Raw genomic sequence first — 12,914 nt, forward strand, 5'->3', positions numbered from 1 at the left:
CGCGACCACATCGACCGGGTCCTCGGCTGACCGATACCGATCAGTACCGTCCCGACACGCCGGAACGCGGGACCGTACTGATCGGTACCGCCACGGGCGGCTAGGGTTCGAACATGCGTTCGCAGAGCCAGTCGCCGACGAGGGTGCTCGGCATCGACCCCGGCCTGACCCGGATGGGCATGGGTGTCGTCGAGGGATCCATCGGCCGACCGCTGTCGCTCGTCGACGTCAACGTCATCCGGACGACGTCCGCGCTTCCGGTCTGGGAGCGCCTGGTGACCATCGAACGCGGCGTCGAGGCGTGGATCGACGAGCATCGGCCCGATGCGGTGGCGATCGAGCGAATGTTCGCGCGGTCCGACGTCAGCACGATCATGGGCACGGCGCAGGCGGCGGGCGTGGCGATGGTGGTGGCGGCGCGGCGCGGCATCCCGGTCGCGATGCACACGCCCTCCGAGGTGAAGGCAGCCGTCTCCGGCAACGGCCGCGCCGACAAGGCGCAGGTCGGCCTCATGGTCACCCGGATCCTGCGGCTCGATGCCATGCCGAAGCCCGCGGATGCGGCGGACGCCCTGGCGCTTGCCATCACCCACATCTGGCGCGGCGGCGCGCAGAACCGACTCGAGGCAGCCGTGGCTGCCCAGGCACTCAAGGCAGGCACCCGTTGATCGCACACGTCCGCGGCACCGTCACCGCACTCGGCCTGACCAGCGCCGTGCTGGAGGTCGGGGGAGTCGGCCTCGAACTCCAGTGTACGCCCGGCACACTGGCGACGCTCCGTCACGGCACGACCGCGACCCTGCCGACCAGCATGGTCGTCCGCGAGGACTCGCTGACCCTGTTCGGTTTCCTCGACGACGACGAGAAGTCGTGCTTCGAGCTCGTGCAGACAGCCAGTGGTGTCGGCCCCAAGCTGGCCCAGGCGATCCTGGCCGTCCTTGGCCCGGACGACCTGCGGATCGCGGTCGCGGGCGAAGACGTCAAGACGCTCTGCAAGGTCCCGGGCATCGGCCAGAAGGGCGCCCAGCGGATTATCCTCGAGCTCAAGGACCGGATCGGTGCGCCCGTCGGTCGCGGCGCGGCCGTGCATGTTCCGGTCGCCGATGCCTGGCGTTCGCAGGTCGTCGAAGGCCTCACCGGTCTTGGCTGGTCGGCCAAGGAGGCCGAGAAGGCCGTGGACGTCGTCTCCGCCGACGCCGGCCCGACCCCGGACATCGGCGCCCTCCTGCGCGCGGCCCTCCAGACGCTGCGGAAGGCGTGACGATGGCCCGCGACGACCTCGAGTACGACGACACCGGGCTGTCGGCGTACGAGGAGGAGCACCTGGCCCGCATGGAGGGGCGCCTGACGGCTGTCGAGGCTGACGCGGACGAGCGGGCCGTCGAGGCCGCGCTCCGCCCCCGTCGTCTCGACGAGGTGATCGGCCAGGAGCGCGTGCGCGAGCAGCTCGGCCTCGTGCTCGACGCGGCCAAGGCGCGCGGTCGCGTGCCCGATCACGTCCTCCTGTCCGGTCCGCCGGGACTTGGCAAGACCACCCTCGCGATGATCATCGCTGCCGAGATGGAGGCGCCGCTGCGGCTGACGAGTGGTCCGGCGATCACGCACGCGGGCGACCTCGCGGCGATCCTCTCGGGGCTCAACGAGGGCGAGGTCCTCTTCGTCGACGAGATCCACCGGATGTCGCGGCCGGCTGAAGAGATGCTCTACATGGCGATGGAGGACTTCCGCGTCGACGTGATCATCGGCAAGGGGCCTGGCGCCACGGCGATCCCGCTGGAGATCCCGCCGTTCACCCTGGTCGGTGCGACGACGCGCGCAGGCCTGCTGCCCGGTCCGCTGCGCGACCGCTTCGGCTTCACCGGGCACCTGGAGTTCTACGAGCCCCATGAGCTCGACGGCATCGTCCACCGCAGCGCGCGCCTTCTCGACGTCGACCTGACCGACGAAGGGTCGTCCGAGATCGCCGGTCGTTCGCGGGGCACGCCGCGCATCGCCAACCGCCTGCTCCGCCGGGTGCGTGACTACGCCCAGGTACGCGCGGACGGCGTCGTCACGCTCGACGTGGCGCACCGGGCGCTGGATCTCTTCGAGGTCGATGCGAGCGGTCTCGACCGTCTCGACCGCGGTGTGCTGGATGCCCTGTGCCGGCGCTTCGGCGGGGGACCGGTGGGCATCTCCACGCTCGCGGTCGCTGTGGGTGAGGAGCGCGAGACGGTCGAGGAGGTGGCCGAGCCGTTCCTGGTCCGCAACGGCTTCCTGGCCCGCACGCCGCGCGGGCGCGTCGCGACGCCGGCGGCATGGGCCCACCTTGGTCTGCAGCAGCCGCTCGGCGCCCCGGGGGATGAGCCGCTGCCCGGCTCGTGACGCGGGCTACACTGCTCCGCGGTCGCTTGAGCGACCCAACGACGACCCCTTTCGAGAGGCCCTGAAACGTGGGTGACCTTGGCGCCCTGCTGCCGATTGTCGGCATCTTCGCCGTGTTCTGGTTCCTGATGATCCTGCCGATGCGACGCCGCCAGAAGGCGGCCGCGCAGATGCAGGCGGAGCTGGCCGTCGGCGACCGCGTGGTCACCTCGGGTGGGCTGTACGGCACCATCGCGCGGCTCGCAGAGGACAGGGTCGGCCTCGAGATCGCCCCTCAGGTCGTCGTCGAGATCGCGCGCGGCGCACTCGTGGGCAAGGCAGTGTTCGACGGAATGGATGGCTGACGTGGCTGCACCCAAGACGGCCCACCCGGGCCGCACCCTGATCATCTTCTTCGCCGGTGTGGCGATCCTGTTCGGCCTGGTCGCCATCGGTGGCACCTGGAAGCCGGCTCTCGGTCTCGACCTCCAGGGCGGCCAGCGCATCACGCTGCGCGCCAAGGACAACAACGTCAAGACCGAGGCAATGGCCGAGGCCGCCAAGATCATCAATCAGCGTGTCAACGGCTCCGGCGTGAGCGAGGCGTCGGTCTCGACGCAGGGCAACACCAACATCGTCGTGTCGATCCCCGGTGAGTCGAACCAGAAGCTCGTCGACATCGTCCAGCGCCAGGCTCGCCTCGGCTTCCGCCTGATCGCCTGCTCGAGCTCCGTCCCCGGCGCCTGTGGAGGTGCGGCCGCGCCGAAGCCGGACAAGACGACCACCGGCATCGTGCACGACGGACTGGCCTGGCGCGCGGCCCCGCCGCAGGCGTGGATCGACAAGTTCAACGCTGCCACGTGCCCGCCGGCCGCCGAGCCCGACGAGAACGCCGACGCGCCGACGAACCCGATGGTCGCCTGCAGCACGCCGGTCAAGGGCCAGGCGCCGGAGAAGTACCTCCTCTCGCCCGCCGTGCTCGAGGGCAAGGAGCTCTCCAGCGCGACCGCCCAGCAGGGCGGCCAGAACTCCATCGCCTGGGAGGTCGGGCTCAAGTTCAAGAGTGACGGCGCGAAGAAGTTCGCCCAGATCTCGAAGTCCCTCTTCACCAACGGCCGCGAGCAGTTCGCCATGGTGCTCGACGGCAGTGTGCTGTCGGCGCCGCGGATGGACAGCCCGAGCCTCAGCAAGGACGCCTCGATCACCGGCAGCTTCTCGCACGCCGAGGCCATGTCGCTCGCCACCAGCCTCAAGTTCGGCGCGCTGCCGGTCGCGTTCGAGTCGGACCCGAAGAACGAGACCATCGGTCCCTCCCTCGCGGGCAACCAGCTCGACGCGGGCATCTGGGCCGGCATCGTCGGCCTCCTCCTCGTGATGCTCTACTGCCTGCTGTACTACCGCGGGCTCGGCTTCGTGGTCATCGCCTCGCTGCTCGCAGCCGGCATCACGACGTACGGCATGGTCCTGCTCCTGGCCGGTGCGGGCTTCACGCTCTCGCTGCCCGGCATCGCGGGTCTGATCGTGGCCGTCGGCATCACGGCCGACTCGTTCATCGTCTTCTTCGAACGCATCCGCGACGAGATGCGCGAGGGCAAGTCGATGCGCGTGGCCGTCGAGGCGGGCTGGGTCCGTGCCCGAAACACCTGCCTGGCCGCTGACGCTGTCTCGCTGTCTGCCGCCGTCGTTCTCTACATCTTCGCGATCGACGAGGTGCGCGGCTTCGCCTTCACCCTCGGCCTCTCGACGGTGATCGACCTGGCGATCTTCTTCTGGTTCACCAAGCCGGCGGTCTCCTGGCTGGGCCGGTTCCACTTCTTCAGCGACGGCCACAAGCTCTCGGGCCTGGGCACGGACACGCTCGGCCTCGATGCCGCGGCGATCAAGGGAGGGGCCGTCTGATGGGCCGGTTCAATCGTCTGGGCAACGACCTCTACAACGGCCACAAGTCGATCGACTTCATCGGCCGCTGGAAGACGTGGTTCGCTGCGTCCGCCGTGATCGTGCTGGTCGCGCTCGGTGGCCTCTTCTTCCGGGGGCTCAACCTCGGCATCGACTTCGTCGGTGGCACCGAGTACAACGTCAGCCTTCCGGCCGCGAAGGTCACCCAGGACAACGCGGACAAGCTCCGCGACGTCGTTGCCGGCCTCGGCATCAAGGACGCCGAGCAGCCCGTGGTCACCACCTCGGGCAACGAGGCGATACTTGTGCAGACCGAGCCGCTGACCAACGCCGAGATCATCACCGTCAAGAAGGCGATCGGCGACGCGCTCCACATCTCGGCCGACGACGTCTCGCAGTCGTCGCTCGGCGAGAGCTGGGGCAAGGACGTCCTCAACCGGGCGATCCTCGGCCTGATCGTCTTCCTGATCGTGGTGATGCTCTTCATCTGGGCGTACTTCCGCGAGTGGAAGATGTCTGTCGCCGCCATCGTCGCGCTCGCTCACGACGTCCTGATCACGGTCGGCATCTACGCGCTGTCCGGCTTCGAGGTCTCGCCCGCGACGGTCACTGGCATCCTGACCATCCTCGGCTTCTCGCTCTACGACACCGTCGTCGTCTTCGACAAGGTCCGGGAGAACACGCACCAGGGCAAGGCCGGCTCCCGCACGTACGCCGACGGGGCCAACCTCGCGGTCAACCAGACGCTGGTCCGCTCGATCAACACCTCGATCGTGGCCCTGCTGCCCGTGGCCGCGCTGCTGTACGTCGGTGTGGTCCAGCTCGGCTCCGGCTCGCTGAAGGACCTGGCGCTGGCGCTCTTCGTCGGCATGATCGCCGGCGCGTACTCCTCGATCTTCATCGCGACGCCGCTGCTGGTGATGCTGAAGAAGAACGACGACGACGTCGAGGTGGTCAACCGCCGCGCGGCGGCGCGCATCCGCGCTGCTGACCCGTACGCCAGCGTGCCGTCGTTCGCCGAGGGCATGCCGGTCTTCGCCGACCCGACCACCACTGCGCTGGAGCAGGCCCGCCAGCACATCGACCCGGCCAAGGCGCAGCGCCCGATGACGCAGGACCGCCTGCCCAAGGGCTTCCTGAAGGACCAGGACGAGCTGCCCGACGAGCTGGACGAGCGCTGATGGGGGAGCTGGCTCCGGCGGTCCGGGCGGAGGTCGATCGGGCGCTAGCGGCGTGCGTGACCGACGTACCGGACTATCCGCAGCCAGGCGTGCTCTTCAAGGACATCACGCCGCTCCTGGCCGACCACGATGCGTTCACGGCAGTTGTGACGGCTCTCGCATCGGCAGGCCGTGACGACGACGGCACGGTGATCGTTGACAAGGTCGTGGGCATGGAAGCGCGTGGGTTCATCCTCGCCGCTCCCGTTGCCCTCGCCCTCGGCGCCGGATTCGTCCCGGTGCGCAAGGCGGGCAAGCTGCCGCGTGCGACCCACGCGGTCTCCTATGCCCTCGAGTACGGCGAGGCCACCCTGGAGATCCACCAGGACGCGGTAGCGCCGGGCGAGCGGGTCCTGCTCGTCGATGACGTGCTCGCGACGGGCGGCACGGTCGCCGCGACGCGCGAGCTCGTCGAGTCGTGCGGCGGCACCGTCCACGCCGTCGCGGTCCTGATGGAGCTCAGCTTCCTTCCGGGTCGCGAGACGAACCCCGGGCTCACGGTCGCCGCTCTCGGTACCGTGTGACCGCTTGAACTTCACAGATCCATTCGAGAAAGAGAAGCACTGACGTGACGTCTGACCACTTCGCCGACTGGAAGCAGCGCGAGGCTCTGGCCGAGGCGATGATCCCGATCATCGGCAAGCTCTACCGCGAGCAGGACGTCACTGTCCTCGTGCACAGCCGGTCCCTGGTGAACAAGTCGGTCATCAGCATCCTGAAGACCCACAAGTACGTCCGCCAGATCGTCGGCACGGGTCTCAGCATCGACCAGACCTTCCCGATCCTCCAGGCCGTCGCGGCGCTCGACCTCGGTCCCTCGCGCATCGACATCGGCAAGCTCGCCCTGGCGTACGCCGAGGACTCGAAGGGCCTCTCCATCGAGGAGTACGTCGCCGCGGAGCTCGCCGGCGCCACGGGTGGCAACAAGGTCGTCCGGGACGGCGCCACCGACGTCGTTCTCTACGGCTTCGGTCGCATCGGTCGCCTCGTGGCGCGCCTGCTGATCGAGAAGTCGGGCTCCGGCAACGGCCTCGCCCTGCGTGCTGTCGTGGTCCGCAAGGGCTCTGATGACGACCTCAAGAAGCGTGCGTCGCTGCTGCGCCGCGACTCGATCCACGGCCAGTTCAACGGCTCGATCGAGATCGACGAGGAGCGCAACGTCCTCATCGCCAACGGCGTCGAGATCCAGTTCATCTACTCCAACGACCCGACCACGGTCGACTACACGGAGTACGGCATCCAGAATGCGATCCTGGTCGACAACACCGGCATCTGGCGCGACCGCGAGGGCCTGTCCAAGCACCTGCGTCCCGGCATCGCCAAGGTCCTGCTCACGGCTCCGGGCAAGGGCGATGTCAAGAACATCGTCCACGGCGTCAACCAGGGCACCATCGAGGCGACGGACAACATCCTGTCCTGCGCCTCGTGCACGACCAACGCGATCGTCCCGCCGCTGAAGGCGATTGACGACGAGTTCGGCATTGTCCAGGGCCACGTCGAGACGGTGCACTCGTTCACGAACGACCAGAACCTGCTCGACAACTTCCACAAGGGCGACCGTCGTGGCCGCTCTGCGCCGCTCAACATGGTCCTCACCGAGACCGGCGCCGCGTCCGCGATCAAGAAGGCGATGCCGGACTTCGGCGCCCACATCTCGGGCTCCTCGATCCGCGTCCCCACCCCGGACGTCTCGATGGCGATCCTCAACCTGACGCTGAAGCGCGAGACGACGAAGGAGGAGCTCAACGACTTCATGCGCAACACGTCGCTGCACTCCGACCTGAAGCGCCAGATCGACTTCACCACGTCGAACGACGCGGTCTCCACCGACTTCGTCGGCTCGCGTCACGCCTCGATCTTCGACGCCAACGCCACGATCGTTAATGGCACGAACGCGATCACGTACCTCTGGTACGACAACGAGTTCGGCTACTCGTGCCAGGTCGTCCGCGTGGTGCAGACGATCTCCGGCGTGGAGTACCCGCTCTTCCCGTCTGCCTGACCCGCAGCTGCTTCATCCCGAAGGCCCCGTGCCGCAGGTTTCGCCTGCCGCACGGGGCCTTCGGCGTACGCCGGGTGTCCGCGCGCCCCTAGGATGAGGAGATGACCGAGGACTGCTCAGCATCTCCGACGCCGGCGCCCGAACAGGCGCCTGCGACGCCGGCCGCCGAGCCGATCGGCGCGCAGTCGGCGCGCCGGATGCGGGCCCGGCTGGCGCGCATCGGCGCGCAGCCGCGCGGCGGCACCAACCCGGTCCTCGAGCCGCTGTTCCGGTCGGTCCGGGCCAGCCACCCGAAGGCGGACCTCGCCCTGCTGGAGCGGGCATACCAGACCGCGGAGTTCCACCACCGCGAGCAGCGGCGCAAGAGCGGCGACCCCTACATCACGCATCCGCTCGCGGTGACGACGATCCTCGCCGACATCGGCATGACCGAGGCGACTCTCTGCGCTGCCCTGCTCCACGACACGGTCGAGGACACGGCGTACACGCTGGAGGAGCTGCGCAAGGACTTCGGTGAGGAGGTCGCCCAGCTCGTCGACGGTGTGACCAAGCTCGACAAGGTCCACTACGGCGCCAACGCCGAGGCCGAGACGATCCGCAAGATGATCGTGGCGATGTCGCGCGACATCCGGGTGCTCGTCATCAAGCTCGCGGACCGCCTGCACAACATGCGCACGCTGCGGTTCGTCAAGCAGGAGACACAGGAGCGCAAGGCGCGCGAGACCCTCGACATCTTCGCGCCGCTCGCGCACCGCCTCGGCATGAACACGATCAAGTGGGAGCTCGAGGACCTGTCGTTCGCGACGCTGCACCCGAAGATCTACGACGAGATCGTCCGGCTGGTGGCCGAGCGTGCTCCCTCGCGCGACAAGTTCCTGGCCGAGGTCATCGCGCAGGTCGAGGGCGACCTGCGCGACGCGAAGATCAAGGCCACCGTGACCGGTCGGCCGAAGCACTACTACTCGATCTACCAGAAGATGATCGTCGGCGGTCGCGACTTCTCCGACATCTACGACCTGGTCGGCATCCGGGTCCTCGTCGAGGAGGACCGCGACTGCTACGCCGTCCTCGGCGTCCTGCACGCGCGGTGGAACCCTGTGCTCGGGCGCTTCAAGGACTACGTCGCGATGCCGAAGTTCAACATGTACCAGTCGCTGCACACGACGGTCATCGGTCCGCACGGCAAGGCCGTCGAGATGCAGGTCCGCACGTACGCGCAGCACCGTCGCGCGGAGTACGGCGTCGCGGCGCACTGGAAGTACAAGGAGGATGGCCGCAACGGCGTCGACACCGACCGGCTGGCCGAGAAGGACGACATGACCTGGGTCCGGCAGCTGCTGGACTGGCAGTCCGAGGTCGAGGACCCGGGGGAGTTCCTGGAGTCCCTGCGCTTCGAGATGAACCGCGCCGAGGTCTATGTCTTCACCCCGCGTGGAGATGTCATCGCGCTCCCGGCGGGTGCCACCCCGGTCGACTTCGCGTATGCGGTGCACACCGAGGTCGGGCACCACACGATCGGCTCACGGGTCAACGGCCGGCTGGTCTCGCTGGAGTCGCAGCTGGAGAACGGCGACGTGGTCGAGGTCTTCACCTCGAAGGCGCCCAACGCCGGCCCGTCGCAGGACTGGCTCTCGTTCGTGAAGTCGCCGCGTGCGCGCAACAAGATCCGCCACTGGTTCACCAAGGAGCGGCGCGACGAGGCGATCGAGCACGGCAAGGACGCCATCGTGAAGCTCATGCGCAAGGAGGGCCTGCCCCTCAAGCGCCTGATGTCCCACGAGGCCCTGAGCGAGGTCGCCACCCACTTCAAGCTGGCCGACGTGTCCGCGGTCTACGCGGCTGTGGGGGAGAACCAGCTGTCGGCCGCTGCCGTCGTACGCCGGGTCATCGAGCTGCACGGCGGCGATGACGGTGCCGCGGAGGATCTGGCCGAGGGCGTCACGATCACCGGACGCACCGGTCGTACGCCGCGCTCGTTCGGCTCCACCGGCGGCGAGGTCCCCGTCCTGGTCAAGGGCGCGGACGGGCTCTGGGTGAAGCTCGCGAAGTGCTGTACGCCGGTGCCGCCCGACGAGATCCTCGGCTTCGTGACCAAGGGTGGTGGCGTGTCGGTGCACCGGACCGACTGCACCAACGCCGAGGACCTCAAGGGCCAGCCCGAGCGGCTGATCGAGGTCGAGTGGGAGGGCAGCGCGAAGGCGACCTTCCTGGTCAACATCCAGGTCGAGGCGCTCGACCGCTCGCGCCTGCTGTCCGACATCACCATGGCGCTCTCGGACGCCCACGTGAACATCCTCTCGGCGTCCCTCAACACCTCGCGCGACCGGGTGGCGAAGTCGAAGTTCAGCTTCGAGATGGCGGACGCGAAGCACCTCGACAATGTCCTGCGGGCGGTGCGCGGTGTGCCCGGCGTCTTCGACGCCTACCGCGTCTGACCCTCGCCGCGCGCGGGGTCAGCCGATCTTGGGGACGGAGATGTCGACGGGCTCGTCCCAGTGCGTCATGTTCATGACCATGGAGACGGGGCCGAGGTCGAACTTCATCCGGCGCATGTGGTCGTCTCCATCGAGGAACAGGTGGTACTCGACGGTCTTGGGCATCGACGCCGGGAGCTGCGTCTGACCCTGCGCGCGTGCGGCTTTCCGGGCGTCGACGGTCAGGAGGTACTCGCACACGGATGTTCCGTCGATCGTGGTCGCCCCGGACGGCTTGACCTTCGTCAGACCGGCATCGAACGCCTTGAAGGTCGTGCGCAGGTTGGCGCTGTCCAGCTGCTGACGCAGGGCCGCACTTGCCGGGTTGTCGGCCTTGATCTCGATGTACTTCGGCGTGGATGCCGACTGGGACATGAAGAGTCGCCCGTCGACGGCGATCATCGCGAACTCGCTGGCCCCCGTGGACTTCAGCGTCATCGCGGTGTCCTTCTGGGTCATCTCCATGTCCCCGGCAACGGCAACCTTCTGCCCCGCGGCGTCCATCTTCATGTCGATGTGGACGGACGTCTCGTCGCCGAAGCCGTGCTTCAGGGCGGGCAGCAGGGTGCCGGGGGAGTCGTAGCTGCAGCTCTGGGCGCGCGATGGGGAGTCTGCATCGTTGCCGGACTTCTGGGCGCCGCAACCGCTGGCGAGGACGGCGGTGGCGATGCCGAGGACGATGACAGGACGCATGGTTCCCCCTGGTGCTGGTGGACGGACCCGGCCAGCATGGCCCAGGGGGGACCTCCGTGCGGGGTATTTCAGACGTGCTGGTTGAGACGGACCATGTTGCCGGCGGGGTCGCGGAAGGCGCAGTCGCGTCCCCAGTGCTGCGTGACGGGCTCCTGGATGACGTCGCATCCGGCGGCCTCGAGACGCGCGAAGTCGGCGTCGACGTCCCCGGTGGACAGGACCAGGCCGGGCAGCATGCCCTTGGCCAGCAGCGCGGCAAGGGCCTCGCGATCGGCTTCCGACGTGTCCGGGCCGCCACCGACGTTGATCAGGACCACGTTCGTGCCGAGGTCCTCGGGGCTGGCGATGCTGACCCAGCGGAAGCCGCCGTACGCGACGTCGTTGGTCGTGGTGAAGCCGAGCAGGTCGACGTAGAAGGCGAGGGCCTTGTCGTGGTCGTCGACGGTCAGGAAGGTGTTCTGGATCTTCATGTTCCCGACCCTAGGTCGGTGCGGTGCCGCGGCGCTTCTCGGATCCTGACCGATGTCAGGCCGGCCCCGGCGGGCGTACGGCGGGCTGTGACCGCATCGGGCGGCTCACGGTCTTTGCCACGCAACCGGGCAGCGCCTTGAGCCAGTCGTGATCTCCGGCCTCGGCCGCCGCCCGGTACGCCGAGGGGGTCGCGCCGACCAGCCGGGTGAAGCTCGAGCTGAAGGAGCCGAGCGACGTGCAGCCGACGGCGAAACAGGCGTCGGTGACCGACGTCCCTGTGCGGAGCAGCATCATCGCCCGCTCGATCCGCCGCGTCATCAGGTAGGCGTACGGCGTCTCCCCGAACGCTTCACGGAAGCTGCGGTGGAAGTGACCGGCCGACATGTGCACGGAAGCGGCGATCGCCGGCACGTCGAGGGGTTCGACGTACCGGCGATCCATCAGGTCGCGTGCTCGCGTGAGCGCCCGGAGATCTGCGGGCGTGGGCGCCATGGTCCCGATCCGGCCTACTCGACCAGTGGCGTCAGGCGCTGAACTCGGAGCTGACCTTGCGGGCCATCTCCAGGAACTGCTGCTTGCTCGCGATGTCGGCCTCGAGCTGCTTGACGCGCTTGTCGTCACCCGCAGCCTTCGCCTTGTCGAGCTTGGCCTGGACCTCGGCAATGCCGGCCTCGAGCTGGGCGACCATGCCGTCGGCACGGGCGGACTTCTCCGGGTCGGACTTCTGCCACTGCTCGTCCTCGGCCTGACGGACGGCGGTCTCGATCTTGCGCATCCGGCCCTCGAGCTCCTTGATGCGGTCGCGCGGGACCTTGCCCGCCGCCTCCCAGCGCTCGGCGAGGTCGCGCAGGACCTTCTTGGCGGCGTCGAGGTCGGTGACCGGCACAAGCTTCTCTGCCTCGGCCAGGATCTGCTCCTTGACCTCGGCGTTGGCGGCGAACTCCTGGTCCAGCTCGGCGTTGGCCGCGTCGCGCGCACCGAAGAACGCGTCCTGCGCGCCACGGAAGCGCTTCCACAGCTTGTCGTCGATCTCACGCGGGGCCGGGCCTGCGGCCTTCCAGAGCTGCATCAGGCGGCGGTACTCGCCGGCCGTCGCGCCCCAGTCGACCGAGCCGGCCAGGGCCTCGGCCTGCTCGGCCAGCTTCTCCTTGACGGACTTGGCCGCGTCGCGCTTCTCGTTCTGCTCGGAGAAGTGCGACTTGCGGTGCCGCGTGTACGCCGTGCGCGCGGTCGAGAACCGGCGCCACAGGGCGTCGTCGCTGGCGCGGTCGAGACGGGGGAGCGCCTTCCACTCCTCGAGGAGGTCGCGCAGGCGGTTGGCGCCGTTGCGCCAGTCCGTCGAGCCCGCGAGCTTCTCGGCCTCGCCGACGATCTCCTCCTTGCGGGCCTTGGACTCGGCGGTCTTGGCGGCGCGCTCGGCCTTCTTGGCCTCGCGCTGCACGCTGATGACCGCACCGAGGGCGTCGAGCCGCGCGACCAGCGAGTCGAGGTCACCCACGGCGTGGGCGTCGACGACCTGCTCGCGCACCTTCTTGACCGAACCCGCGGCCTCCTCCGGGCCCAGGGCGCCGCCCTTCACCCGCTGCTCGAGCAGGTCGACCTCGAACGCCAGGGCGTCGTAGCGGTCGGTGAAGAACTTCAGCGCCTCTTCGGGAGTGCCCTCGGGGTACTGCCCGACAGCGCGTTCGCCGTCGGAGGTGCGGACGTAGACGGTGCGGTCCTCGGCGACGCGACCCCAGTCGTTCGGCTGCTCCGGGGAAGCCGCCGAGGAGGGGGTCGTGTCCTGCTGCTCGCTCATGGTTGCCCATCGTA

At 68.7% G+C, this 12,914-nt stretch carries 13 protein-coding genes; 9 read left to right on the forward strand and 4 right to left on the reverse strand.

Annotated elements, in window-relative coordinates:
- Positions 1–113 precede the first annotated feature (113 nt).
- The 9 genes from ruvC to EPD65_RS13080 all read left to right on the forward strand — a co-directional run bounded on the left by ruvC (position 114) and on the right by EPD65_RS13080 (position 9,899).
- Positions 114–668, forward strand: coding sequence for a crossover junction endodeoxyribonuclease RuvC (ruvC, locus tag EPD65_RS13040; protein WP_131584838.1), 555 nt, complete (start codon positions 114–116; stop codon positions 666–668).
- Entirely contained in the window at positions 665–1,261 is a 597-nt protein-coding gene (gene ruvA / locus EPD65_RS13045; RefSeq protein ID WP_131584839.1) for a Holliday junction branch migration protein RuvA, read from the forward strand. The genes ruvC and ruvA overlap by 4 nt, the downstream gene beginning before the upstream one ends.
- A gap of 71 nt (positions 1,262–1,332) precedes the next feature.
- Positions 1,333–2,364 (forward strand): Holliday junction branch migration DNA helicase RuvB, encoded by a 1,032-nt coding sequence (gene ruvB, locus EPD65_RS13050; RefSeq protein ID WP_131584965.1) that lies wholly within the window; start codon positions 1,333–1,335, stop codon positions 2,362–2,364.
- Between the two features lie 68 nt (positions 2,365–2,432).
- On the forward strand, positions 2,433–2,708 hold the full coding sequence (yajC, locus tag EPD65_RS13055; protein ID WP_131584840.1) for a preprotein translocase subunit YajC: 276 nt from the start codon (positions 2,433–2,435) through the stop codon (positions 2,706–2,708).
- Between the two features lies 1 nt (position 2,709).
- Positions 2,710–4,242, forward strand: coding sequence for a protein translocase subunit SecD (gene secD, locus EPD65_RS13060; RefSeq protein ID WP_243640591.1), 1,533 nt, complete (start codon positions 2,710–2,712; stop codon positions 4,240–4,242).
- A complete protein-coding gene (gene secF, locus EPD65_RS13065) occupies positions 4,242–5,423 on the forward strand; it encodes a protein translocase subunit SecF (RefSeq protein ID WP_131584843.1) in 1,182 nt (393 codons plus the stop codon). Before secD ends, secF begins: the two co-directional genes overlap by 1 nt.
- A complete protein-coding gene (locus EPD65_RS13070; protein ID WP_131584845.1) occupies positions 5,423–5,986 on the forward strand; it encodes an adenine phosphoribosyltransferase in 564 nt (187 codons plus the stop codon). The genes secF and EPD65_RS13070 overlap by 1 nt, the downstream gene beginning before the upstream one ends.
- Positions 5,987–6,030: 44 nt before the next feature.
- A complete protein-coding gene (locus EPD65_RS13075; RefSeq protein ID WP_131584846.1) occupies positions 6,031–7,464 on the forward strand; it encodes a glyceraldehyde-3-phosphate dehydrogenase in 1,434 nt (477 codons plus the stop codon).
- A 101-nt stretch (positions 7,465–7,565) separates the two neighbouring features.
- Complete coding sequence (locus EPD65_RS13080) at positions 7,566–9,899, forward strand: RelA/SpoT family protein (protein ID WP_131584847.1); 2,334 nt, start codon at positions 7,566–7,568, stop codon at positions 9,897–9,899.
- Positions 9,900–9,917: 18 nt separating this feature from the next.
- Here EPD65_RS13080 and EPD65_RS13085 read toward each other — a convergent pair whose 3' ends face one another.
- From EPD65_RS13085 to EPD65_RS13100, 4 genes are all read right to left on the reverse strand, one after another.
- Positions 9,918–10,631 (reverse strand): hypothetical protein, encoded by a 714-nt coding sequence (locus tag EPD65_RS13085; protein ID WP_131584848.1) that lies wholly within the window; start codon positions 10,629–10,631, stop codon positions 9,918–9,920.
- A gap of 68 nt (positions 10,632–10,699) precedes the next feature.
- Positions 10,700–11,101: a VOC family protein gene (locus tag EPD65_RS13090; RefSeq protein WP_131584849.1), complete on the reverse strand. Its 402-nt coding sequence runs from the start codon at positions 11,099–11,101 to the stop codon at positions 10,700–10,702.
- Positions 11,102–11,156: 55 nt separating this feature from the next.
- Entirely contained in the window at positions 11,157–11,594 is a 438-nt protein-coding gene (locus EPD65_RS13095) for a helix-turn-helix transcriptional regulator (RefSeq protein WP_131584850.1), read from the reverse strand.
- Positions 11,595–11,625: 31 nt separating this feature from the next.
- Positions 11,626–12,900 carry a DUF349 domain-containing protein gene (locus EPD65_RS13100; protein WP_131584851.1) on the reverse strand — a complete coding sequence of 425 codons (1,275 nt, stop codon included), beginning with the start codon at positions 12,898–12,900 and terminating at the stop codon, positions 11,626–11,628.
- Positions 12,901–12,914 lie beyond the last annotated feature (14 nt).

The organism is Nocardioides jejuensis (assembly GCF_004337475.1).
Taxonomy (GTDB): Bacteria; Actinomycetota; Actinomycetes; order Propionibacteriales; family Nocardioidaceae; genus Nocardioides; species Nocardioides jejuensis.

Coding starts and splice junctions, on each gene's coding strand:
- ruvC (WP_131584838.1), top strand. CDS start 114: ATGCGTTCGCAGAGCCAGTCGCCGACGAGGGTGCTCGGCATCGACCCC.
- ruvB (WP_131584965.1), top strand. CDS start 1,333: ATGGAGGGGCGCCTGACGGCTGTCGAGGCTGACGCGGACGAGCGGGCC.
- secF (WP_131584843.1), top strand. CDS start 4,242: ATGGGCCGGTTCAATCGTCTGGGCAACGACCTCTACAACGGCCACAAG.
- EPD65_RS13070 (WP_131584845.1), top strand. CDS start 5,423: ATGGGGGAGCTGGCTCCGGCGGTCCGGGCGGAGGTCGATCGGGCGCTA.
- EPD65_RS13080 (WP_131584847.1), top strand. CDS start 7,566: ATGACCGAGGACTGCTCAGCATCTCCGACGCCGGCGCCCGAACAGGCG.
- EPD65_RS13085 (WP_131584848.1), bottom strand. CDS start 10,631: ATGCGTCCTGTCATCGTCCTCGGCATCGCCACCGCCGTCCTCGCCAGC.
- EPD65_RS13090 (WP_131584849.1), bottom strand. CDS start 11,101: ATGAAGATCCAGAACACCTTCCTGACCGTCGACGACCACGACAAGGCC.
- EPD65_RS13095 (WP_131584850.1), bottom strand. CDS start 11,594: ATGGCGCCCACGCCCGCAGATCTCCGGGCGCTCACGCGAGCACGCGAC.
- EPD65_RS13100 (WP_131584851.1), bottom strand. CDS start 12,900: ATGAGCGAGCAGCAGGACACGACCCCCTCCTCGGCGGCTTCCCCGGAG.